Source organism: Amycolatopsis sp. FBCC-B4732, assembly GCF_023008405.1.
Lineage (GTDB): Bacteria > Actinomycetota > Actinomycetes > Mycobacteriales > Pseudonocardiaceae > Amycolatopsis > Amycolatopsis pretoriensis_A.
On the sequence record NZ_CP095376.1, the window covers coordinates 5,491,948 to 5,514,132 of the forward strand.

The window sequence follows — 22,185 nt, forward strand, 5'->3', positions numbered from 1 at the left end:
CCGGCGTTCACGGACGGGAAACAGCCGGTGAATTCCGGGGGCACCGCGCCCGGAACCGGACGCCGGGTACGCCGCCGGTGAGAAATCACCCAACCGCCCGAAAGATCCGAAGAAAGTCGGTTGTCCCGGTCTGTGACCACCTGGTGTAGTCATGGGGCCGCTCTCGAGCTCGGCTTCCACAGTGGACACTGGAAGGACTGATCCCCTTGGCTCCCAAGCGCTGGTTCACCCTGCTCAGAAACGTCGCCACCGCGGTGGCCGCGGTCGCCGCGGCGGCTTCGTTCGCCACTCCGGCGATCGCCGCCCAGCCGCCGTCCACCGACGTCGTCGGCGGGACGCGGGCCGCACAGGGCGAGTTCCCGTTCATGGTCCGGCTTTCCATGGGCTGCGGCGGGGCGCTGTACACCAACCAGATCGTGCTGACCGCCGCCCACTGCGTCAGCCGGACGGGGTCGAACACCTCGATCACGGCGACCGTCGGCGTCGTCGACCTGCAGAGCACGAGCGCCAAGAAGATCAAGTCGACCTACGTCTACCAGTCGCCCACCTACGGCACCTCGACCGGTGGCGACTGGGCGCTGATCAAGCTCGCGAGCCCGGTCACCGGCCTCTCGACGCTGCCGATCGCGACGACGTCGACCTACAACACCGGCACGTTCACCGTGGCCGGCTGGGGCGCGGCGACCGAGGGCGGCTCGCAGCAGCGGTACCTGCTGAAGGCGACCGTCCCGTTCGTTTCCGACTCCACCTGCCAGGCCCAGGGCGGCAGCTACCCCGACCTGATCCCGAGCGCGGAGATCTGCGCCGGCAACCTGACCGCGGGCGGGGTCGACACCTGCCAGGGCGACTCGGGCGGCCCGATGTTCCGCCGGGACAACAACAACGCCTGGATCCAGGTCGGCATCGTGTCCTGGGGTGACGGCTGCGCCCGGCCGCACGCCCCCGGCGTCTACACCGAGGTGAGCACGTTCGCGTCGAAGATCGCCGCGGCCGCCGCTTCGCTGTAACCGCTTCCGCGACGAGGGGGCCCGCCGCGGCGGGCCCCCTTCAGCGCGTCTTGTCCAACCGGGACAGTGCTTCTTCGTAACCGTTCACCAGGTCCGCGACGACGTCGGCGACCGGGCGGACCGCGTTCATCCGGCCCACGATCTGCCCGACCGGCATCGACACCACGCTCGGGTCGTTCGCCGCGTGGATCCGGTTGTGGGCGTGGGAAACCAGCAGGTTCTGCAGCGGCATCGGCAACGGCTCGGGCGCGTCCGCCGCGGCCCACGCCTCGGTCCACCGGGTCTTGAGCAGCCGCGCGGGCTTGCCGGTGTAGATCCGCGTCCGCACGGTGTCCGCCGAGGACGCCGCGACGAGCGCCTGCTGCATCGCCACCGACTCGCCCATCGTCTGCAGGTACTCCTCGGTGGCGAGCCACATCGAGCCCATCCAGACGCCGGACGCGCCCAGCGCGAGCGCCGCGGCCACCTGCCGCCCGGAACCGATTCCGCCGGCGGCGAGCACCGGCACGTCGACGGCGTCGACGATTTCCGGCACCAGCACCATGGACGCGATTTCCCCGGTGTGCCCGCCGGCTTCGTAGCCCTGGGCCACCACTAAGTCGACGCCGTTTTCGACGTGCCGCACCGCGTGCTCGGCCTTGCCGGCCAGCGCCGCCACCGGCACCCCGCGGTCGTGGCACTGGGCGATGACGTCGGCCGGCGGCGAGCCGAGCGCGTTGGCGATCAGCTTGATCGGGTGGTTGAGCGCGACCTCGACGTGCGAGCGCGCGACCGAGTGCAGCCAGCCGAGCACCCCCGCGCGTTCGTCGGTGTCGTCCGGCAGCGGCGGCACCGACAGGTCGCGCAGCACCTTGTCGACGAACGCGCGGTGGCCGTCCGGGATGTGCTTCGAGAGGTCGACCTGGGTGCCCTCGGCGGGAATCTTCGCCGGCATCACGATGTCGACGCCGTAGGGCTTGCCGCCGGTGTTCTCGTCCATCCAGGTCAGCACCCGGTCGAGCTCGGCCGCGTCGTTGAACCGGACGCAGCCGAGCACGCCGAGCCCGCCGGCGCGGCTGAGCGCCGCGGCGACGTGCTCCGAGGGCGTGAACCCGATGATCGGCAGGTCGATGCCGAGCCGGTCGCACAGGGGTGTCCGCACTTCTGGTGTCCTCCTCAGACGGGCTGGGCCGTCGCCGGTTCGTGCTCGGCGGCGTAGCGCTGGGCCCACGGGTAGTCCGGCTTGCCGCTGGGCGAGCGGCCGATCTCGGCGGCCAGCCAGACCGTGCGCGGCACCTTGTACCCGGCGATCTCGCCCCGCACGTGCTCCTCGAGCGCGGGCAGGTCCGGCTCGGCGCCTTCGCGGAGCTGGACGACGGCGGCGACGCGCTGGCCGAGCCGTTCGTCCGGGATGCCGATGACCAGGGCGTCGAAGACGTCGGGGTGCGACTTGAGCGCCCCTTCGACCTCCTCCGGGTAGACCTTCTCGCCGCCGGTGTTGACGCACTGGGAGCCGCGGCCGAGCAGCGTGACCGTGCCGTCCTCCTCGTAGCGGGCGTAGTCGCCCGGCACGACGTACCGGACGCCCTCGACCTCGACGAAGATCTTCTTGCTCTTTTCGGGATCCCCGTAGTAGCCGAGCGGGACGTGCCCGCGGCGCGCGATCAGGCCGACCGCGCCGGGCGCCGGCTCGACGAGCTTGCCGTCGTCGTCGACCAGGATCGCGTCCTTGCCGAAGCTGACCCGGGGGCCGGCGCTGTGGTCGGAGCCCTTGCCGACCATGCCGATCCCGGTGAAGCCGCTTTCCGACGAGCCGATGGCGTCGGTGATCACGGCGTTCGGGACCAGTTCGACGAATTCCTGCTTCACCGACTGCGAGAACAGCGCGGCGTGGCTCGACACGGCGACGAGCGACGAAGCGTCGTAATCACCCTCGCGGTAGGCCTCGATCAGCGGCCGCGCCATCGCGTCGCCGACGATCGTGAGGACCTGGACCTTGTTGTCCTGCACGGCTTTCCAGACCTCGTGCGCGTCGAAACGCGGCACGAAGACCACCGGGCTGCCGGTGAACAGCGCCCCGAACGCGGCCCACTGCGCGGCGCCGTGGATCAGCGGCGCGGCGGGCAGCCGGGTCAGGCTCCCGGCCTTGCCCTGCTCGGCGAGCGTCCACTCGTCCGGGATGTATTCGCCGGTGACGAAGTTGATGCCGCCGCCGAGCGCGCGCCAGACGTCCTCCTGCCGCCAGAGCACGCCCTTCGGGTAGCCGGTGGTGCCGCCGGTGTAGAGGATGTAGAGGTCGTCGTTGCTGCGTTCGCCGAAGTCGCGTTCGGGGCTCTGCGCTTCGAGCGCGGTTTCGTAGTCGACGCCGCCGTAGCTCCCGTAATCGCCGCCACTGCCGTCATCGATCACGACAACGTGTTTCAGTTTCGGCGTTTCGGGCAGGACGGCGGCGACCTTGTCGGCGTAGCTGCGTTCGTGCACGAGCGCGACGAGCTCGGCGTCGGTGAAGAGGTAGACGAGCTCGCCGTGCACGTAGCGGTAGTTGACGTTGACGGCGATCGCGCGCAGCTTGTACGCCGCGATCATCGCCTCCAAGGCCTCGATCGAGTTGCGGGAATAGACCCCGATGTGGGACCCGCGTCCCACGCCGTGCGCGGCGAGGTGGTGGGCGAGCCGGTTGGCCCGCGCCTCCAGTTCGGCGAAGGTGACCCGCCGGTCGCCGCACACGACCGCGACGCGCTCCGGCACGGCGTCGACGGCGTGCTCCAGAAGATCCGCGATGTTGAGTGCCACGCCCTCAAAGTAGAACATGTTATCGTTCTGGGCAATGGCACTGCTCCTTCAGGAGGTCTTCCGTGGGTGAACCGCACGCGCTGGTTTCGCAGGAGGGGCAGACCCTCGTCGTCACGATGAACCGGCCCGAGGCGCGCAACGCGATCACCGGCGAGATGATGGCGATCATGGTCGAGGCCTGGGACCGGGTCGATTCGGACGACTCGATCCGCAGCTGTGTCCTGACCGGCGCGGGCGGCGCGTTCTGCGCGGGCGCGGACCTGAAGTCGATGTCCCGCAACTCCCCTTCGGAGTCGTTCGCCTCGGGCAAGTTCAACCCCGCGCACATCCCGGGCCTCCTGAAGGGCCGCCGCCTGACGAAGCCGCTGATCGCGGCGGTCGAAGGCCCGGCGATCGCGGGCGGGACGGAGATCCTCCAGGGGACGGACATCCGGGTGGCGGGCGAGTCCGCCCGGTTCGGGGTGTCGGAGGCCCGGTGGGGCCTGTTCCCGATGGGCGGGTCGGCGGTGCGGCTGCCGCGCCAGATCCCGTACACGGTGGCCGCGGACATCCTGCTGACCGGCCGCCACCTGACCGCCACCGAGGCGTTGGCGATCGGCCTGATCGGGCACGTGGTGCCGGACGGGACCGCACTCGCGAAGTCCCTCGAGCTGGCTTCTTTGGTCAACGCGAACGGACCGGTCGCCGTGCGGGCGATCCTGCGGACGATCCGGGACGTCGAGGGCCTGCACGAGGAGGAGGCCTTCAAGCTCGACTCGCAGTACGGGATCGAGGTCTTCGCGTCGGAGGACGCGAAGGAAGGGCCACGGGCGTTCAGCGAGAAGCGCAAGCCCGAGTTCCGCGGCCGCTGACATGGAACACGTTCTCCTCGGATCAGGCCACTACGTGGAGGAACCTTGTCGATAGAACAAGAACATGTTTCACTCAACGGCGTGACCGAGACACCACTAGCGGCACCCCTCAACGTCGGCTTCGACTACACGCGCTCGACCGGGCCCGTCCTGGGCCGGTTCGTCAACGGCCTTCGCGAGCACCGGATCGAAGGCATCCGCGGGAGCGACGGGCGCGTGCACGTGCCGCCGGTCGAATACGATCCCGTGACCGCCGAACAGCTCGGCGAGTTCGTCCCGGTGGGCGAAGAGGGCACCGTCGTCTCGTGGTCGTGGTGCGCCGAACCCCTGGACGGGCAGCCGTTGCGCCGGCCGTTCGCCTGGGCGCTGGTCAAGCTGGACGGCGCCGACACCGCCATGCTGCACGCCGTGGACGCCGGTTCGCCGTCGAAGATCCACAGTGGACAGCGGGTGCGCGTGCGGTGGGCCGAGGAGGCCGTCGGGCACATCCGGGACATCGCCTACTTCCTGCCCGTGGACGCCGCGGACACCACGCCGACCGAGCCCGCTCCCCCGGTCGCCGCCCGGGACGAGGGTGCGCCGGTCAGCGTCGTCATCACGCCGGTGCACCTGAAGTACATGCACTCCGCGTCACCCGAGGAAAGCCGTTACCTGCGCGGGCTCGCCGAGGGCAAGCTGATCGGGCAGCGCTGCCCTGCGTGCGAAAAGGTCTACATCCCGCCGCGCGGGGCCTGCCCGACCGACGGCGTGCCGACCACCGAAGAGGTCGAACTCCCCGACACCGGCATCGTGACGACGTTCTGCATCGTCAACGTCCCGTTCCTCGGCCAGCGGCTCAAGCCGCCGTACGTGGCCGCGTACATCCTGCTCGACGGCGCCGACATCGCGTTCCTGCACCTCGTGCTGGGGTGCGACGCCCAGGACGTCAAGATGGGCATGCGCGTGCGGGCGGCGTGGAAACCCCGCGAAGAGTGGTGGACGTCGCTGGAGAACATCAGCCACTTCGAGCCGACCGGCGAGCCGGACGCGGCCTACGAAACCTTCGCCCACCACCTGTGAGGTCCTGATGCCAGACGTCGCCATCGCGGGCTTCGCCAAGGCCCCCAACGTCCGGGAGACCGAGGGGACCACCAACGGCGTCGAAATGCTCGTCCCGATCTTCGCCGAGGTCTTCGAAAAGACCGGCCTGTCCAAAGAGGACATCGGCTTCTGGTGTTCCGGCTCGTCGGACTACCTGGCCGGGCGCGCGTTCTCGTTCATCGCCGCGGTCGACGCGATCGGCGCGTTCCCGCCGATCCACGAGTCCCACGTCGAAATGGACGCCGCCTGGGCGCTCTACGAGGCCTGGCTGAAGATCAGGATGGGCGAGGTCGAGACCGCGCTCGTCTACGGCTTCGGCAAGTCCAGCGCCGGGCAGCTGCGCCGGGTGCTCGCCCTGCAGCTCGACCCCTACGTCGTCACTCCGTTGTGGCCGGACTCGGTTTCGATCGCCGGGATCCAGGCACGGCTGGGCCTGGAGGCCGGGCTGTGGTCCGAAAAGGACCTGGCCGAAGTCGCCGCCCGGGGCACCGCGAAGGACGTCAGCGAACTGCTCGACACGCCGTACGTCGCGGATCCGTTGCGCAAGCACGACATCGCGCCGGTCACCGACGGCGCCGCCGTGATCGTCCTGTCCACTGTGGAACGGGCACGGGACATCGTCGAGCGGCCCGCGGTGCTCGCCGGGATCGAGCACCGCGTCGACTCCCCCGTGCTCGGCGCCCGCGACCTGACGCGCTCGCCGTCCACCGAAGCGGCGGCGAAAGCCCTCGACCTGGACGGCGTCGACCTCGCCGAGCTGCACGCGCCGTTCACGCACCAGGAGCTGATCCTGCGGACCGCGCTCGGGCTCGGCGACGGCGTCGACGTCAACCCCTCCGGGGGCGCGCTGGCCGCGAACCCGATGTTCTCCGCCGGGCTCGCCCGGATCGGCGAGGCCGCGGCCCGGATCCACCGCGGCGAATCCCGCAAGGCCGTGGCGCACGCGACGAGCGGCCCCGCCCTGCAACAGAACCTGGTGACCGTGCTGGAGGCCCGATGACCAAGCAGCTCACCGCCGTGCTCGGCACCGGCCAGACACACCACCGCGCCAAGCGCGCGGACGTCTCGATGCCGGGCCTGCTGCGCGAGGCGATCGACCGCGCGATGACCGACGCCCAGGTGGGGTGGGCCGACATCGACGCCGTCGTGCTCGGCAAGGCCCCGGACCTGTTCGAGGGCGTGATGATGCCCGAGCTGTTCCTCGCCGACGCGCTGGGCGCGACCGGGAAACCGTTGCTGCGCGTGCACACCGCCGGTTCGGTCGGCGGGTCGACGGCGCTGGTCGCGGCCTCGCTCGTCCAGTCCGGCGTGCACCGCCGGGTGCTCACCGTGGCGTACGAGAAGCAGTCCGAGTCGAACGCGATGTGGGGCCTGTCGATCCTGCCGCCGTTCCAGATGCCGGTCGGCGCGGGCGCGGGCGGCTACTTCGCGCCGCACGTGCGCTCCTACATCCGGCGCTCCGGCGCGCCCGACCACGTCGGGGCGATCGTCGCGGCGAAGGACCGGCGCAACGGGGCGCTGAACCCGTTCGCGCACCTGAGCCAGCCCGACATCACGGTCGAGTCGGTGCGGGCGTCGCAGATGCTGTGGGACCCGATCCGCTACGACGAAACGTGCCCGTCGTCCGACGGCGCCTGCGCGATGGTGCTCGGCGACGAGGCCGCCGGGGACGCCGTCGAGGGCGGGGCGGCCTGGATCCACGCGACGGCGATGCGCACCGAGCCGACCACGTTCGCCGGCCGCGACCAGGTGAACCCCCAGGCCGGGCGGGACGCGGCGGCCGCGCTGTGGGCCGAGGCCGGCATCACCGACCCGATATCCGAAGTGGACGTCGCCGAGATCTACGTGCCGTTCTCGTGGTTCGAGCCGATGTGGCTGGAGAATCTGGGGTTCGCGCCCGAGGGCGAGGGCTGGAAGGTGACCGAGAAGGGCGAGACGGCGCTGGGCGGCCGGCTGCCGGTCAACCCGTCCGGCGGGGTGCTCTCGTCCAACCCGATCGGCGCGTCGGGCATGCTCCGGTTCTCCGAAGCGGCCAAGCAGGTCATTGGCCGCGCCGGCGACTACCAGGTGGACGGCGCGCGCCGCGCACTCGGCCACGCCTACGGCGGCGGCTCCCAGTACTTCTCGATGTGGCTGGTCGGCTCCGAGAAGCCCGGTTCCTGAACCGCACTTTCACGTGAAAGTGCGGCTTTGCGGTGCAAAGCGGAGCTTTCCCTACGAAAGTGCGGGGTCAGCGACGGGAGCGGCGCCAGCGCAGGGCCAGGAGGGTGCCGACCACGCCGGTGAGCACGCCGACCGTGGCCGGCACCGCGATCGGCGGGTCGACCACGACCACCGGGTTCAGCTCCACCGGCGCCGGCGGCTGGACCGGCGTCGGCGGCGCGTCGGAGCCGGTCGCGGTCCACGCCGTGACGTAGACGAGCAGCCGCGCGACCAGCGAGATGAAGAAGATGAGGCCGATCACCGAGCCGAACGCGATGCCGGTCGGCGAGTCGCCGATCAGCCGGAGGTAGAACCCGCCGGCCAGCTTGAGCGCCTCGAACCCGAGGGCCAGCGCGATCGCGCCGCGGACCGCGCTGCGCACGCCGACCTTCTGCCGCGGCAGCCGGGTCAGCACCCACAGGAACACCAGCCAGTCGGCGGCCAGCGACAGCGGCACCGAGGACGCCGAGACGAGCTGGTGTCCCCAGCTCGTGTCGTCGAAGCCGGCCAGCCGCAGCAGGTAGCCGCCGAGCGCGGTGCCGGAGATGGTGAGCGTGAACGACACCAGCAGCGCCGCGCTCAAGCCCACCAGCGCGAGCAGGTCGACGGCGATGAGCCGCAGGAGCGGCTGGTCGGAGCGGTTCTGCCCCCACAGCGCGGTCAGCGAGTCCCGCAGCGCGTTCATCCAGTTCCAGCCCGAGTAGAGGCCGATGACCAGACCGAACGCCCCGACGCTCGTCCGCTGCTCGACGAACCCGGTGAGCAGGTCGGTGGCCTTGTCGCCGAGCCCGCCGGGCAGCGTCGACACGATCGCGTGGACCATCGTGTCGAGCAGGTGCGGCTGACTGGCCAGCACGAACCCGGCGACCGACGAGGCGACCATCAGCAGCGGCACCAGCGACAGCAGGCTGAAGTAGGTGATCGAGGCGATGTAGTGGTAGCCGCCGGCGTCGATGTAGCGGTCGGCGGCGCGGGCGATGTGGTCCAGCCACCGGTACCGGGCGCGGGCCCGCGCCCAGGGGCTCGGGGCCTTCGGGGAACTCTTCACGGACTCTGTCTACCCAGCCGGAGGCCACTTCGCGCAGGCAACACGCGGTCGGCCCGTCAGCCGAGCGCCACCAGCTCCGGCCAGTGGTCCTCGGGCAGCGCCGCGTCCGTCGTCGCGAACACCGTGCTGCCCAGGAAGTCGAGCTCGCAGCCGAGGGTGGCGAGGAACGACGTGTCCGCGGCGTCGCGGCCGGTGGAGATGCGGAGCATGGTCTGGCGCGGCGCCAGGTGGGTGGCGTCGAAGACGTACCAGCGCCCGGCGATGCCGGCCTCGAAGACCGCGTGGAAGTCCATCGGCGACAGGCCGGGCGCGTAGACGCCGACGTAGCGCGCGGGGATGTCGAGGACCCGGCACAGCGCGATGCAGACGTGCGCGAAGTCGCGGCAGACGCCGGCGCCGGCCAGCAGGGTGTCGATCGCGTCGTCGGTCACCCGGCCCGAGCCGACCACATAGGACAGTCGCTCGTGGACGTACCGGACGATCGCGTCGACCTGCTTCTTGGTGCTGTCCAGGGCGAACAGCTCCGGCGGCACCAGCCCGGCGATCCGGTCGGACGGGCAGTACCGGCTCGGCCGGGTGAACACGGCGGCGTCGGCGAGCGTGACCGGCTCGGGTTCGGGCTCGCCCAAGACGCGCTCGGCGTGGTAGGCGACGCGGTGCTCCCCGACCGGCAGCTCGAAGACTTCGGCACGGGTCCCGTGCTCGAACTCGACGGACTCGCTCTCCCCGTGCCAGGACACGGTCAGCTCGTCGGTGTCGGCGCGCGCCGCGGCGACCGAGATCGCCGCCGGCCCGGGTTCGGTGACGCGGAAGGAGAACTCGACGTCGACCGTCGCTCGAGGGGCCATCGCCCCATGATGTCACCCTCGGGCACGATTGCCGGATGAGCGACGTCGTGGTTTTCCACTCGGTGCTGGGGCTGCGGCCCGTCGAACTCGGCTTCGCCGACCGGCTGCGGGCGGCCGGGCACGCCGTCACGACCCCGGATCTCTACGACGGCCGCACCGCGCCCGACATCGAAGCCGGATTCGCGCTGAAGGACGCCGTCGGCTGGGAAAACATCACCCGGCGAGCCCGAGGCGCGGTGCGCGACCTGCCCCCGGCGACGGTGCTGGTGGGCGTGTCGATGGGCGCGGGCGTCGTCGAGACGGTGCTGCCGCACCGGCCGGCCACCGCCGGGGTCCTGCTGCTGCACGCGCTGGGGAACCTGCCCGCCGCGGCCCGCCCCGGCCTGCCGGTCGAGGTGCACGTGGCCGACCCCGACCCGATCGCACCCCCGGCCCAGGTCGCGGCCTGGCGTGCGGCCACGGCCCGGGTGGGCGCCGATGCCCGGGTGCACACGTACCCGGGCATCGGCCACTTCTACACCGACCCGGACGGCCCCGACCACGACGAAGCCGCGGCGGAGCGCACCTGGGAGCGGGTCCTGGAGTTCCTCAGGCGTACCGAACCGGGTAGTGCTTGATCCCGTTGAGCCAGCTGGAGCGCAGCCGCACCGGCGGTGCCGCCTCCGTGATGCCCGGCATGACGTCGGCGATCGCGTTGAAGATCAGGTCGATCTCCAGGCGGGCCAGGTTCGCGCCGATGCAGTAGTGCGAGCCCGTGCCGCCGAAGCCGACGTGCGGGTTGTCCTCGCGGAGGATGTCGAACTTCTCCGGGTCGCCGAAGACCTCGTGGTCGAAGTTGGCCGAGCTGTAGAACATGCCGACGCGGTCGCCCTTGCGGATCTGCGCGCCGCCGAGCTCGGTGTCGCGGGTGGCGGTGCGCTGGAAGGCGACCACCGGGGTGGCCCAGCGGACGATCTCGTCCGGCGCCGTCTTCGGCCGCTGCTCCTTGAACAGCTCCCACTGGTCCGGGTGGTCCAGGAGCGCCTTCATGCCGTGGGTGATGGCGTTGCGCGTCGTCTCGTTGCCGGCCACGGCGAGCAGGATGACGAAGAAGCCGAACTCGTCCGAGCCGAGCGCTTCGCCGTCGACGTCGGCCTGGATCAGCTTCGTGACGATGTCGTCCATCGGGCACTTGCGGCGGTCCTCGGCCATGTTCCACGCGTAGCCGATGAGCTGCGCGGACGCCTCCAGCGGCGCGACCTCGTACTCCGGGTCGTCGTAGGCGACCATCTGGTTGGACCAGTCGAAGATCTTGAGCCGGTCCTCCTGCGGGATGCCGATCAGCTCGGCGATCGCCTGCAGCGGCAGCTCGCACGCGACGTCGGTGACGAAGTCGCCGGTCCCCTTCTTGCGGGCCTCGTGGGCGATCCGTTCCGCGCGGTCGCGCAGGGTGTCCTCGAGCTTCGAGATCGACCGCGGGGTGAAGCCCTTCGACACGATCCGCCGCAGCTTGGTGTGCTGCGGGGCGTCCATGTTGAGCAGCACCAGGCGATTCGCGTCGAGGTTGTCCTCGGTCATGTTCTCGTCGAAGCGGATGATGGCGGTCTTTTCCCGCGACGAGTACAGCGTGCTGTCGCGGGAGACCTCCTTGACGTCCGCGTGGCGCGAGACGACCCAGTAGCCGTCGTCGCGGAAACCCGCGGTGTTGTGCTTCTGGGGGTTCCACCACACCGGTGCCGTCCGCCGCAGCTCGGCGAACTCGTCCACCGGGAGTCGTTGCGCCAGGAGATCGGGATCGGTGAAGTCGAACCCTGCCGGGATGAGCGGAGCGGCCACGTTGCCTCCCACGGTTCGGCTTGGAACACGTTCTAGGTTGGATTGAAGCATACGGTGTTAACCAACGGAAGACCGTTAGTGAAACCCGTTAACTTGACCGATGAGGGCAGGTGAGCGTGCGCTCACCTGCCAAAGATCAACATAGTGTTGCGCCTGCGGCGGGTTGCGGTAAACAATAACTTGTTCTAGTTTTTGGATCAGTGAACAGTGTTTCCCGACGAAAGGGACGACATGGGCGTGCCGGTCATCGCCGAAGCCGTGCGGACCCCCATCGGCAAGCGGGGCGGGCTGCTGGCCGGCCTGCACGCGGCCGAGCTGCTCGGCGCCGCGCAGCTCGCGCTGACCGAGCGCGCCGGGATCGACCCGGCGCTGGTCGAGCAGCTGATCGGCGGCTGCGTCACGCAGGCGGGCGAGCAGTCGAACAACGTCACGCGCACGGCGTGGCTGCACGCGGGCCTGCCCGAGACGGCGGGCGCGACGACGATCGACGCCCAGTGCGGCTCGGCGCAGCAGGCCACCCACCTGGTCGCCGGCCTGATCGCGGCGGGCGCCATCGAGGTCGGCGTCGCGTGCGGGGTCGAGGCGATGAGCCGCGTCCCGCTGGGCACCAACCGCGCCGGCGCGTCCCCGCGGCCGTCGTCGTGGACGATCGATCTGCCGAACCAGTACGGCGCGGCCGAGCGCATCGCCGTCCGGCGCGGGCTGACGCGCGAAGACGTCGACGCGTTCGGCACGGCGTCGCAGGCCAAGGCGGCGGCCGCGTGGGCGGGCGGGCACTTCGACCGCGAAGTCGTGCCGGTGAAGGCACCGGTCCTGTCCCCCGAGGGCTCCCCCACCGGCGAAACCCGGCTGGTCGCCCGCGACCAGGGTCTGCGCGAAACGACGGTCGAGGGCCTGGCGCGGCTGAAGCCGGTGGTCGAGGACGGCATCCATACGGCGGGCACGTCCTCCCAGATCTCCGACGGCGCGGCGGCACTGCTCCTGGTGGATTCCGACCGGGCTTCGGCGCTGGGCCTGCGTCCCCGCGCGCGGATCTTGGCGCAGGCGCTGGTCGGCGCCGAGCCGTACTACCACCTGGATGGCCCCATCCGCGCGACCGAACGGGTGTTGTCCCGCACCGGGATGACGGTGGGTGACGTGGACCTGTTCGAGGTGAACGAGGCGTTCGCGTCGGTCGCACTGTCCTGGCAGCAGGTCGTGGGCCCCGATCCGGCGCGGGTCAACGTGAACGGCGGTGCGATCGCCCTCGGCCACCCGGTGGGCAGCACGGGCGCGCGGCTGCTGACGACGGCGTTGCACGAGCTGGAGCGCCGCGACGCGTCGACGGCACTGGTGACGATGTGCGCCGGCGGCGCTCTGGCGACGGCGACCATCATCGAACGGCTCTGACCGGCAGGAGCAAGCGAGCACGCCCCGGACGGGCCATCGACGGAGGGTGAACACGGGTTCGCGATCCGAACAACCCAGGAAATCCACACCCGAGGCGTCGACAGTGACGCAGGTCACATCAAGGTCAAACTTACGGTTCCGTAGGTTTGACCTTGCGCGCTTCCGAATTCCCCTCGTCACCCACGCCGCCGGAATCGATACCCGGCTACGGTGAGCAACAAACGTGAGCCGAGCCGGGGAACCACCCCCGGACCACGGCTCACGTCTTTTCCGCAGAAAGTCGGACTCGGCGAAGAGCACTGACCCTGCGCAGGGACGATGCTACCAATGGGCCAGTCGCAAAGTTTCAGTACTGGAAAGTTCGCGCCGATTATTTTGCTTACGACTCGCACTTAGTCCGAATTGTGGGAAAAAGATCCACATCGTTATGACCCACTACGGACGGTCATCACCTTGTCCGGAGACCGGCGAGATCAAGAGAGGTCACCCTTACTAACACCCATTTGGTTCACCAGCTTGTGACGCCGCGTAGCGCCTAGGCCAGGCCTCAGCCACCCTCTAAAGTACCCATTTACACCGACGAATGGCAGGCACCCCGACCAGGTGAGCTCCCCTGTCACCGCCGGCGAGGACTCGGCGAAGAACACCGGCGAAATGAGAGATGCGAACCTGATGGTACAGACCAGTCATGATCCCTTGGCAGTGATCACCTTTTCGATCGTCGTCATCTTCTACCTCGCGTTGATCGCGTACCTGGCCCGATTGCTGCTGGCCCGTCCGACGCGGCACCCGGTTCTTTTCCTCGGGGCCGTGACCTCGCTCGTCGCCACGCTCCCGGTGGTCATCGACGCGCTTTCCGCGGCGGTGGCCTGACCCATGGCCAGCTCACCCAGCGGGGACCGGCAGACGTGGGACGTCCTGCAGCAGCTGTCGGTGCAGGACTACTCCGCTCTGCGACGAGCCGGGCAGATGCTCTCCTTCAAGGCCGGCACGATGCTGGGCAACCAAGGTGATCTCGACACGCCGGTGTACTTCCTCCAGACCGGGATCGTCAAGGTGGGGCGCACGGCCCTGCCCGGCAGCGCGGAGGTCATCGTCGACGTCAGCGGGGCCGGCGACGTGCTGGGCGCCGAGGCCTGTCTCCGCGGCAAGCAGAGTCACGTGTCGTTCAAGGCGACCAAGGACGTCACGGCGCTCGAGGTGCCGCGAGCCGCCTTCCTGCGGTACCTCGAACACCACCCGCGAGCGGCCGTCCGGCTGATGGCGGCCGTCGCCGAGCGGGCCCGGGTCCGCGACGCGACGCTCGCCTTCGCCGCGCACAAGGTCCACGACCGGCTCCTGGCTTTCCTCTACCGCCAGGCGCAGCGCCACGGGACCGAGGTCGACGCCGGCACCATTTCCCTCGACATCGGGTTCCGGCTGGCGGACATCGCGGCGGCGATCGGCGGCTCCATCGCGTCCGTCAGCACGGAACTGGACAAGCTGAAGACGGCCGGGCTGGTCGAGACGCGCTACAAGGGCATGCGGGTCAAGAAGGAGGTGTTTCGCGACCACCGCAAGCTGCTGAAGGCGGAGCCCTACTTCGCCGACGAACAGCCGGGGTGAACGCAGGCGACGCGCGAGTTCGCCGGGTCCACCTCGCTGGAGCATGCGGCACCCTCCGTCTCGACTGTGACGTGCGGGAGTCGTCCCGGCGGTCCGGCCCGTTACAAGATCACGCGGCGACCATCACCGAACGGCTCTAGCCCGGCAGGTGGGCGTCCACCTCGATTTCGATCTTCATGCGCGGGTCCGCCAGGCCGCACTCCAGCATCGTCGCGGCCGGGCGGACTTCCGCGAACGCCTTGCGCAGCACCGGCCAGCAGGGCTCGAAGTCCGCGCGGGAAGGCAGCAGGTAGCGGACCCGGACGACGTCGGACAGCGTGCAGCCCGCCTCCGTCAGCGCCGCTTCGATGTTGCGGACGCATTGAGCCGCCTGCTCGACGACGTCGTCGGAGATCGCCATCGCCGGGTAGTCGAAGCCCGTCGTGCCCGAGACGTACACGCGGTCGCCGTGGACGACCGCGCGGGCGTAGCCGATCTGTTCCTCGAAGGTGGAGCCGCTCAGGATCGCTCGACGTTCGGTCATGCCGCGCACATTAGCTTGTGGCCCTTGTGCTTCACTTCGATGCATGATCTCGGAGAGCCGCTGCCCGGTTCCGGACGGGGAGCTCCTCGTCCGCCGCGGTGGCGAGGGCCCGGCGCTGCTGCTGATCCCGGGCGGCACCGGGGCGGGTGACTCCTACCGCGCGCTGGCGAAGCAGCTCTACGCGGACTACACCGTGATCACCTACGACCGCCGCGGCCACTTCGGCAGCACGGACACCACCACCGGCCCGGTCCCGGTGTCGCTGCAGGCCGACGACGCGCTCGCGGTGCTGGACCACGCGACCGACGGCCCGGCACTGGCGTTCGGCACGAGCGCGGGCGCGCTGATCGGCCTCGACCTGGTCGCCCGCCACCCGGACCGCGTCACGGCCCTGGTCGCCCACGAACCCCCGGCGGTGCACCTGATGCCGGACGCGGGCAGCTGGCTCGAAGCGGCGGCGGAACAGGTCCGCCTGGCCCGCGCGGGCCAGCTGATGACCGCGGTGACGCGCTTCGCGGACGCGATCGCCGGCGCGGCCCTGCCCGACCTGCCCAACCTGCGGCTGCCGCACGAGGCCGACTGGATCCGCCTGTTCGACCGCGAGCTGACGGAGTTCTTCGACTACCTCCCGGACCTGCGCGCCCTGCGCCGCGCGAGCACGGAGATCTTCCCGGTGGCGGGCGAGGGCAGCCGGGGGCGCTACCACTACCAGCCGGCGAAGATCCTGGCGCTGGAACTGGGTTTGCCGTTCTCGGAGGTGCCGGGGGCGCACCTGGCGCCGCAGCGGAACCCGGCGAAGTTCGCGGCCGCGGTGAAGGATCTGCTCAGCCCGGAGGCGTGACTCGGCACCGGACCCGGGGCTACGGTGGGAAGTTCAGCCCGCGAGCACCCGGGACCAGGGAGTCGCATGGCGCAGGCCGTCCAGCTGCACCTCAACCAGGCGCTCATGCGGATCCCGCGCCGGGCGGAGAGCGCCGACCGCTCGACGCTGGCCGCCACCTACGTGGCCGCGGGGTCCTTCTCCGCGCTGATCAACTCGGCGGACCACCAGATCCTCTTCGGGCGCCGCGGTACCGGCAAGACCCACGGGCTGCTGCACCTGCAGGACCTCGTCGAGCGGACCGGGGACGTGGCGCTCTACCTCGACCTGCGCACGATCGGGTCGACCGGGGGCCTGTACGCCAACGAAGCGCTCGCCCCCGCCCAGCGCGGCACGCAGCTGCTGGTGGACACCCTCGAAGCGGTCCACGACCAGCTGCTCACCCTGGCCGTCGACGGGCAGGTGCCCGACCCGGACGGGTTCCTGCACGGCCTCGACGCGCTCGTCGCCGCCTCGACCGAGGTCGAGGTCGTCGGCGAGACGGAGCAGGAGCAGACCCGCGGTGCGGCCGACGAGCGCCGGAGCGGGCTGGAGGCGTCGCTGGGCCGCGCGGCCGGTGTCCGGGGTTCTCTGCGGCACAACGCTTCCACGACCGCGTCCAGCCGGCGCAAGCGCACCGGGGTCGAGCAGCACCGCGTCCTGTTCGGGCCGCTGAGCCGGGCACTCCAGGCCGTCGCGGACGGGATCCGGCCGGCCCGGCTGTGGCTGCTGCTCGACGAATGGAGCAGCGTCCCGCTCGACCTGCAGCCGTTCCTCGCGGATCTGGTGCGGCGCGGCGTCCTGCCGATCCGCGGCATCACGGTGAAGATCGCCGCCATCGAGCACCGCGCCCGGTTCTTCGTCCCCGTGCACGGCGACTACCTGGGGATCGAGGTGGGCTCGGACGCCGCTTCCACGGTGAGCCTCGACGACGCGCTGGTGTTCGACGAGTCGCGGGAGCGCGCGCAGGCCTTCTTCCGCGAACTGTTCTCCCGGCACGTCCGGCCGGTCCTGGAAGCGATGGTGCGCCCGGCACCCGATGCCGCGGAAGCGTTCCGGGACGGCGCGTTCGCCGAGCTCGTCCGGGCCGCGGAGGGGGTCCCGCGCGACGCGATCAACATCGCCGCGCTCGCCGCGCAGCACGCGCACGCGGACAAGATCGCCGTCGCCCACGTGCGCCGGGCCGCGCGGGACTGGTACCTGCGCGACAAGCGGGTCGCGCTCAGCAGGCACGAGGACGCCGACCGGCTGCTGGCCCGCCTGGTCGACGAGGTCGTCGGCCGGCGCAGGTCCCGGACGTTCCTCCTGCCCACCGCGGACCGCCCGCCCGCGATCGACGCGCTGTGCGACGCGCGCCTGCTGCACGTCCTGCGCCGGGGTGTCGTCGACCCACGCCGTCCCGGCCGGTCCTACGACGGCTTCGCCATCGACTACGGCTGCTACGTCGCGCTGCTCACCGACGACACCAAAAACGTCCCGAACGACGTCTTCGCCTTCGACAAGGCCGTCGTCGACCTCACCCGGCTGGGCGGCTAGGTGTGGTGTCCGGGGAGGTCGTCCCGGGTTGAGGCGGTGATGGCCTGTCGCACCGACAGGTGAAGGCCTCCAGAGGTGAAGTGGAGCTGTTGGGGAACCGCTTCACCCACCGGAGGCCTTCGTGTCCCCCCTGACCCCACGCACCCGGCTACGACTGGCCCCCCGGTCGTCGAGCAGGGCCGGACCTGCACAGCGGCGGCGAAGATGTTCGCGGTCACCGCCAAAACCGCCCGCACATGGGCCGACCGCTACCGCAAAGAACCGGTCGGTGTCCTTCACCGCGCGCTCACCTGGTCGCCGACCACGGCGTCACCGTCGAACGCGTGTCATCGGACAACGGCGCCTGCTACCGCTCCCCGGCCTGGCGCGAGGCCGGCACCGAGCTGGGCATCACCCCGAAACGAACCCGGCCCTGCCGGCCACAGGCCAACGGCAAAATCGAGCGCTTCCACCGCACCCAGGCCGAAGGCTGGGCCTACGCCCGCTTCTACCCCTCCGAGGACCACCGCCGCTCAGTCCTGCCCGGATGGCTGCACTCCTACCATCACCACCGACCCCACCCCTCCACCGGAGGCAAGCCACCCCTCACCCGGCTGGGCGGCTAGACCACCCGGACGCCGTCCTTCCAGACCTCGCGGATGTTCGAGGCCAGCGCCGGGAAGTCGTACGGGTCGCCCGCCACCACCACGACGTCCGCGCGCAGGCCCGGCTCCAGGCGGCCCAGCTCGCCGTCCAGGCCCATCAAGCGGGCCGCCGACGACGTCGTCGCCTCCAGGACGTCCGCCGGGGGCATGCCGCACGCGGCCATCAGGGCCAGTTCCTCGAGGTTCGTCCCGTGCGGGCCCACGCCGCTGTCCGTGCCCATCGCGATGCGGACGCCCGCCGCGTACGCGCGGCGGACCGAATCGCGGTGCACCTCCACCACTTCGCGGGCCTTCGCCACCACCGCCGCCGGGAGGTCGACGCCCGCGTCGGCCGCGCGGACCACGTTGACCGGGGCGATCAGGGTCGGGACCAGCCAGGTGCCGTGGCCGAGCATCAGCTCGATCGCCTCGTCGTCGAGGTAGATGCCGTGCTCGATGGAGCGGACGCCCGCGCGGACCGCGTTCTTGATGCCCGCCGCGCCCTGGGCGTGCGCCATCACCGGGCGGCCCTGCATCGACGCCTCGGCGACCAGTACCTCCAGCTCCGCCGGGGTGAACTGCGAGTGCCGCGGGTCGTCACGCGGGGACAGCACGCCGCCGGTCGTGCAGACCTTGAGGACGTCGGCGCCCGCGCGCAGCAGCGTCCTGGCCACCCGGCGCATCTCGTCGGGGCCGTCGACCGTCGCGTCCGGGCGGCCCGGGTGCGGCACCAGCAGCGGCACGCACAGCCCGGACGGGTTCCAGCTGTCGCCGTGGCCGCCGGTCTGGCTGATCAGCCCGATCGAGATCTGCAGCCGCGGCCCGGGGATCAGCCCGTCGTCGACCGCCTGCTTGATGCCGAGGTCCGCGCCCGAGGCGTCGCGGACCGTCGTGATGCCCAGCCCGAGCGTCGCCCACAGGTTCCGCGCGGCTTCGTAGAACTGGTAGGAGAACGGCTTCTGCACGCGCGCCAGCAGCCCGATGTCCGACACCGTGACGTGCACGTGGCAGTCGAACAGCCCGGGCAGCAGCACCGAGCCCGAGCAGTCGACGCTCTCGTCGCCGTCCAGGTCCGTGCCCACGTCGACGATCCGGCCGTGCTCGACGACGACGTCCGCCGCCGCCGGCTCGGCGCCGGTGCCGTCGAAGACCGAACCGCCGGTGAAAACCGTCCGCGTCACGCCGCCTCCACGGGAGAAATCTGCCGCCGCGCGACGAGCGCGGCGAGGGTCAGCACGACGACGTTGACGCCGAGCCCGATCAGGCCCACGTTGACGGTGCCGACGAGGTGGGTGTCCACAAAGGTCAGCCAGATGACGACGAGCTCGCCGGCGATCAGCCCGGCGAACACCGGGCCCTTGCCGACGGGGACCCGCCGCAGGAATCCCAGCAGGTTCGCCGGGGCCAGCTGGACCGACCCCGAATAGGTCAGCAGCAGCAGGTTGGCCAGCAGGTCCGGCCGGAAGATGCCGAGCACGAGGGCAAGGGTACTCGCGAGCACAACCGTGCCGTGGTTGATCCAGAACTGCTTGCGGCCACTGCGGACGCGGACTATGTTGCGCGCCACCAGCGACGAGATGCCGATCAGGATCCCGGCGGCCGGGACCATCGCGGTGGCCGTCGCGGCGACCACGATGATGCCGGTCACCCAGCCGGGCAACGCGTCTTTCGACAGCGTCAGCAGTACGCCGTTCGGGTCACTCCCCTTCGGCACCACGAGGATCGCGGCGAAGCCCACGACCATCGGCAGCAGCAGGCACAGCTCGTACACCGGCATCCAGGCGTAGTTGCGCCGCAGCACCTTCGGATCGCGCGCGGACATCAGCGCCGGCCACGAGTGCGGCAGCGTCATCAGCCCGACGCCGATCGCGCTGACCAGCATGCTCGTCACGAACCAGACGTGGTCGTTCGCTCCACTGTGGACGATCAGCTTCTCCGGGTGCAGCTGCTCGATCTTGTGGAACACGCCCGCGATGCCGCCCGCGAAGTGCGTCGGCACCGCGATGATCAGCACGACCAGCGCGACCAGCATGATCCCGTCCTTGAAGTAGGACGTCGCCGCGACGCCGCGCAGGCCGGCCCACAGCACGAACGCGACCACCAGCACGCTGCCGGCGACCATGCTCAGCGTCCCGGAGGCGCTGTCGCCGGTGACCAGCCGGACGATCAGGCCCAGCCCGGTGATCTGCAGCTGCAGGTACGGCAGCACGAACACCACGCCGAGGACCGCCGACAGCGTCCCGAGCGCCCGGCTGGAGTAACGGTCCTCGAGGAAGTCGCCCTGGGTGAGGTAGCCGCGCTCCTTCCCCAGCGTCCACAGGCGTTTCGCGAGGAAGAACAGCACGACGTAGGCGATCGGCACGTACGGCAGCGCGTACATCGCGGCGACGCCGCCGGAGAAGGCGAGGCCCGCCATGCCGAGGAAGGTGAAGGTGGTGAACACCTCCCCCGCCTGGAGGAACCACATCGTCACGGCGCCGAAGCGGCGGCCGCCGACGGTCCATTCGGCCAGGTCCGCGGCCGGACGGCGGCGGCCGACGAAGCCGAGCACACCGATCAGCAGGATGCCGGCGAGGGTGAAGGCCAGGATCATCCTTCGTCCTCCGTCCCGCGCATCAGGCGTTCGGAGAGCAGCAGCGCCGGGGTGAACATCAGGCACCAGAAGGCGCCCCACACGACCATCCGCGGCAGCCCGAGCCACAGTCCGGTGGTGTTCACGAACGGCAGGAACGGCATCAGGACCAGCGCGACGACCGGGAGCAGCGGGGGCCAGTGGTAGCTGCGCACGCCGGTCACCCCGCCAGGAGCCCGAGCCGGCGGACGGCGAGCTCGGCCAGCAGCGCGGCGCCGTCGCCCAGGACACCGTCGTCGAAGCGGGCGCGCGGGGAATGGTTGTCCGGCGAGGATTCCGGGTCGCCCGGACAGGCGCCGAGGAAGAGGTACGCGCCGGGAACCCGTTCCAGCACGCGGGAGAAGTCCTCCGAACCGGTGATCGGATCGGCCATCTCGGTGAACCGCTCCTCGCCGAAGACGTCGCGGATCGTGTCGGCGACGAAGTCGTACGCGGCGGCGTCGTTGACCGTCGCCGGGTATTCCGGTTCGTAGGTGACTTCGACGTCGAGGCCGTGCGCCTGCGCGATGCCGCGGCACACCCGGACCGCGCGCTCCCCCACCCGGGCCGCGACCTCCGGCGAGAACGACCGCAGCGTCGCCTCGAACGCCGCGTCGTCCGGGATGATGTTGCGCCGGGTGCCGGCGTGGAACGTGCCGACCGTGACGACCACCGGGTCGAAGACGTCGAAGGTGCGCGTGACCATCGTCTGCAGCGCGGTCACCATCTCGCAGGCGGCCGGGATCGGGTCGAGGGCGTCGTGCGGGGACGAGCCGTGGCCGCCGGAGCCGAGCACGCGGACGGCGAGAGCGCCGGACGCGGCCATCAGCGTCCCGGGCCGGGCGACGAAGTGGCCCTTCGCGTAGCTCGAGGCCGAGACGTGCAGGCCGTACGCGGCGTCGACGTGCTTGCCGGAGGCGGTCAGCACGCCTTCCTCGATCATGTGGCCGGCGCCGTCCCAGCCCTCTTCGCCGGGCTGGAACATGAAGACGACGTCGCCGGGCAGGTCGTCCTTGCGGGCGGCGAGCAGCCGGGCCGCGCCGACCAGGCCCGCGGTGTGCAGGTCGTGGCCGCAGGCGTGCATCGCACCGTCGTGGGCGGAGCTGAACTCCTCGCCACTGGCCTCGGTGACCGGGAGCCCGTCCATGTCGCCGCGCAGCAGCACGGTGCCGCCGGGCTTGCCGCCGCGCAGGACGGCGGTGATCGAGGACAGGTTCTTGCCGAGGCTCACTTCGAGGGGCAGGCCGTCCAGCGCCGCGAGCACCCGTTCCTGGGTACGGGGCAGGTGGAGGCCGATCTCGGGGATGCGGTGCAGGTCGCGGCGGAGGGCGACCAGATCGTCGAGCAGGGCGGCGGCGTCCGAGCGCAGGGTCATCCGCAGATCATGCAAGTGTCGAGCACAATGGCCGGGGAAAA

General features: G+C 70.8%; 21 protein-coding genes and 1 pseudogene. 12 read left to right on the forward strand and 10 right to left on the reverse strand.

Annotated features, from left to right (window positions below; translation table 11 throughout):
• The first annotated feature begins 206 nt into the window (after window positions 1-206).
• Window positions 207-1,007 (forward strand): trypsin-like serine protease, encoded by an 801-nt coding sequence (locus tag MUY14_RS23605; protein WP_247011898.1) that lies wholly within the window; start codon window positions 207-209, stop codon window positions 1,005-1,007.
• Between the two features lie 40 nt (window positions 1,008-1,047).
• Here MUY14_RS23605 and MUY14_RS23610 read toward each other — a convergent pair whose 3' ends face one another.
• The gene (locus tag MUY14_RS23610) at window positions 1,048-2,148 is read right to left on the reverse strand and encodes a nitronate monooxygenase family protein (protein ID WP_247011899.1); all 1,101 of its coding nucleotides are present in this window, start codon (window positions 2,146-2,148) and stop codon (window positions 1,048-1,050) included.
• Window positions 2,149-2,162: 14 nt separating this feature from the next.
• Window positions 2,163-3,779, reverse strand: coding sequence for an acyl-CoA synthetase (locus tag MUY14_RS23615; protein ID WP_247011901.1), 1,617 nt, complete (start codon window positions 3,777-3,779; stop codon window positions 2,163-2,165).
• A gap of 62 nt (window positions 3,780-3,841) precedes the next feature.
• On the opposite strand from MUY14_RS23615, the gene MUY14_RS23620 reads away from it, so the two are divergent.
• The 4 genes from MUY14_RS23620 to MUY14_RS23635 all read left to right on the forward strand — a co-directional run bounded on the left by MUY14_RS23620 (window position 3,842) and on the right by MUY14_RS23635 (window position 7,873).
• Entirely contained in the window at window positions 3,842-4,630 is a 789-nt protein-coding gene (locus tag MUY14_RS23620) for a crotonase/enoyl-CoA hydratase family protein (protein ID WP_247011903.1), read from the forward strand.
• An 81-nt stretch (window positions 4,631-4,711) separates the two neighbouring features.
• Window positions 4,712-5,689 (forward strand): Zn-ribbon domain-containing OB-fold protein, encoded by a 978-nt coding sequence (locus MUY14_RS23625; RefSeq protein ID WP_247011905.1) that lies wholly within the window; start codon window positions 4,712-4,714, stop codon window positions 5,687-5,689.
• Window positions 5,690-5,696: 7 nt separating this feature from the next.
• Complete coding sequence (locus tag MUY14_RS23630) at window positions 5,697-6,710, forward strand: thiolase domain-containing protein (protein ID WP_247011907.1); 1,014 nt, start codon at window positions 5,697-5,699, stop codon at window positions 6,708-6,710.
• Window positions 6,707-7,873, forward strand: a complete 1,167-nt coding sequence (locus tag MUY14_RS23635; protein WP_247011908.1) for a thiolase domain-containing protein — start codon at window positions 6,707-6,709, stop codon at window positions 7,871-7,873. Before MUY14_RS23630 ends, MUY14_RS23635 begins: the two co-directional genes overlap by 4 nt.
• A 67-nt stretch (window positions 7,874-7,940) precedes the next feature.
• Here the strand turns inward: MUY14_RS23635 and MUY14_RS23640 are convergent, their stop codons facing one another.
• Together MUY14_RS23640 and MUY14_RS23645 are read right to left on the reverse strand one after the other, a co-directional pair.
• A complete protein-coding gene (locus MUY14_RS23640; RefSeq protein ID WP_247011910.1) occupies window positions 7,941-8,960 on the reverse strand; it encodes a YhjD/YihY/BrkB family envelope integrity protein in 1,020 nt (339 codons plus the stop codon).
• Between the two features lie 56 nt (window positions 8,961-9,016).
• Complete coding sequence (locus tag MUY14_RS23645; RefSeq protein ID WP_247011912.1) at window positions 9,017-9,808, reverse strand: transglutaminase family protein; 792 nt, start codon at window positions 9,806-9,808, stop codon at window positions 9,017-9,019.
• 35 nt (window positions 9,809-9,843) lie between these two features.
• Here MUY14_RS23645 and MUY14_RS23650 point away from each other — a divergent pair, with 35 nt between their 5' ends.
• Window positions 9,844-10,425, forward strand: a complete 582-nt coding sequence (locus MUY14_RS23650) for a dienelactone hydrolase family protein (RefSeq protein WP_247011914.1) — start codon at window positions 9,844-9,846, stop codon at window positions 10,423-10,425.
• Here the strand turns inward: MUY14_RS23650 and MUY14_RS23655 are convergent.
• Window positions 10,397-11,623 carry a cytochrome P450 gene (locus tag MUY14_RS23655; protein ID WP_247011916.1) on the reverse strand — a complete coding sequence of 409 codons (1,227 nt, stop codon included), beginning with the start codon at window positions 11,621-11,623 and terminating at the stop codon, window positions 10,397-10,399. The genes MUY14_RS23650 and MUY14_RS23655 overlap by 29 nt on opposite strands.
• A 231-nt stretch (window positions 11,624-11,854) precedes the next feature.
• On the opposite strand from MUY14_RS23655, the gene MUY14_RS23660 reads away from it, so the two are divergent.
• The 3 genes from MUY14_RS23660 to MUY14_RS23670 all read left to right on the forward strand — a co-directional run bounded on the left by MUY14_RS23660 (window position 11,855) and on the right by MUY14_RS23670 (window position 14,617).
• Window positions 11,855-13,012, forward strand: a complete 1,158-nt coding sequence (locus MUY14_RS23660) for a steroid 3-ketoacyl-CoA thiolase (protein WP_247011918.1) — start codon at window positions 11,855-11,857, stop codon at window positions 13,010-13,012.
• A gap of 702 nt (window positions 13,013-13,714) precedes the next feature.
• On the forward strand, window positions 13,715-13,885 hold the full coding sequence (locus MUY14_RS23665; protein ID WP_247011920.1) for a hypothetical protein: 171 nt from the start codon (window positions 13,715-13,717) through the stop codon (window positions 13,883-13,885).
• 3 nt (window positions 13,886-13,888) lie between these two features.
• Window positions 13,889-14,617 carry a Crp/Fnr family transcriptional regulator gene (locus MUY14_RS23670; protein ID WP_247011922.1) on the forward strand — a complete coding sequence of 243 codons (729 nt, stop codon included), beginning with the start codon at window positions 13,889-13,891 and terminating at the stop codon, window positions 14,615-14,617.
• Between the two features lie 136 nt (window positions 14,618-14,753).
• Here MUY14_RS23670 and MUY14_RS23675 read toward each other — a convergent pair whose 3' ends face one another.
• Window positions 14,754-15,140: a RidA family protein gene (locus MUY14_RS23675; RefSeq protein ID WP_247011923.1), complete on the reverse strand. Its 387-nt coding sequence runs from the start codon at window positions 15,138-15,140 to the stop codon at window positions 14,754-14,756.
• 43 nt (window positions 15,141-15,183) lie between these two features.
• Here MUY14_RS23675 and MUY14_RS23680 point away from each other — a divergent pair, with 43 nt between their 5' ends.
• The 3 genes and pseudogenes from MUY14_RS23680 to MUY14_RS23690 form a co-directional block, all read left to right on the forward strand.
• Window positions 15,184-15,981, forward strand: a complete 798-nt coding sequence (locus MUY14_RS23680; RefSeq protein ID WP_247011925.1) for an alpha/beta fold hydrolase — start codon at window positions 15,184-15,186, stop codon at window positions 15,979-15,981.
• Between the two features lie 66 nt (window positions 15,982-16,047).
• A complete protein-coding gene (locus MUY14_RS23685; RefSeq protein ID WP_247011927.1) occupies window positions 16,048-17,535 on the forward strand; it encodes a hypothetical protein in 1,488 nt (495 codons plus the stop codon).
• 267 nt (window positions 17,536-17,802) lie between these two features.
• Window positions 17,803-18,140 (forward strand): annotated as a pseudogene (locus tag MUY14_RS23690) (integrase core domain-containing protein); the annotation flags it as partial.
• On the opposite strand, the gene MUY14_RS23695 reads toward MUY14_RS23690, so the two are convergent.
• Genes MUY14_RS23695 through MUY14_RS23710 form a run of 4 tightly spaced genes read right to left on the reverse strand, consistent with a single transcriptional unit; the run spans window position 18,137 to window position 22,144 of the window.
• Window positions 18,137-19,339, reverse strand: a complete 1,203-nt coding sequence (locus tag MUY14_RS23695) for an amidohydrolase family protein (RefSeq protein WP_247011929.1) — start codon at window positions 19,337-19,339, stop codon at window positions 18,137-18,139. The pseudogene MUY14_RS23690 and the gene MUY14_RS23695 overlap by 4 nt on opposite strands.
• Window positions 19,336-20,751, reverse strand: coding sequence for a sodium:solute symporter (locus MUY14_RS23700; protein WP_247011931.1), 1,416 nt, complete (start codon window positions 20,749-20,751; stop codon window positions 19,336-19,338). Before MUY14_RS23700 ends, MUY14_RS23695 begins: the two co-directional genes overlap by 4 nt.
• Window positions 20,748-20,945, reverse strand: a complete 198-nt coding sequence (locus MUY14_RS23705) for a hypothetical protein (RefSeq protein ID WP_247011933.1) — start codon at window positions 20,943-20,945, stop codon at window positions 20,748-20,750. Before MUY14_RS23705 ends, MUY14_RS23700 begins: the two co-directional genes overlap by 4 nt.
• Window positions 20,946-20,950: 5 nt before the next feature.
• Window positions 20,951-22,144 (reverse strand): M20 family metallopeptidase, encoded by a 1,194-nt coding sequence (locus MUY14_RS23710; protein ID WP_247011935.1) that lies wholly within the window; start codon window positions 22,142-22,144, stop codon window positions 20,951-20,953.
• Window positions 22,145-22,185: the final 41 nt, after the last annotated feature.

Excerpts from the sequence above, each read along its gene's own strand:
- MUY14_RS23630 (WP_247011907.1), top strand. The coding sequence starts at position 5,697 with ATGCCAGACGTCGCCATCGCGGGCTTCGCCAAGGCCCCCAACGTCCGG.
- MUY14_RS23635 (WP_247011908.1), top strand. The coding sequence starts at position 6,707 with ATGACCAAGCAGCTCACCGCCGTGCTCGGCACCGGCCAGACACACCAC.
- MUY14_RS23645 (WP_247011912.1), bottom strand. The coding sequence starts at position 9,808 with ATGGCCCCTCGAGCGACGGTCGACGTCGAGTTCTCCTTCCGCGTCACC.
- MUY14_RS23650 (WP_247011914.1), top strand. The coding sequence starts at position 9,844 with ATGAGCGACGTCGTGGTTTTCCACTCGGTGCTGGGGCTGCGGCCCGTC.
- MUY14_RS23660 (WP_247011918.1), top strand. The coding sequence starts at position 11,855 with ATGGGCGTGCCGGTCATCGCCGAAGCCGTGCGGACCCCCATCGGCAAG.
- MUY14_RS23670 (WP_247011922.1), top strand. The coding sequence starts at position 13,889 with ATGGCCAGCTCACCCAGCGGGGACCGGCAGACGTGGGACGTCCTGCAG.
- MUY14_RS23675 (WP_247011923.1), bottom strand. The coding sequence starts at position 15,140 with ATGACCGAACGTCGAGCGATCCTGAGCGGCTCCACCTTCGAGGAACAG.
- MUY14_RS23680 (WP_247011925.1), top strand. The coding sequence starts at position 15,184 with ATGATCTCGGAGAGCCGCTGCCCGGTTCCGGACGGGGAGCTCCTCGTC.
- MUY14_RS23685 (WP_247011927.1), top strand. The coding sequence starts at position 16,048 with ATGGCGCAGGCCGTCCAGCTGCACCTCAACCAGGCGCTCATGCGGATC.
- MUY14_RS23700 (WP_247011931.1), bottom strand. The coding sequence starts at position 20,751 with ATGATCCTGGCCTTCACCCTCGCCGGCATCCTGCTGATCGGTGTGCTC.
- MUY14_RS23710 (WP_247011935.1), bottom strand. The coding sequence starts at position 22,144 with ATGACCCTGCGCTCGGACGCCGCCGCCCTGCTCGACGATCTGGTCGCC.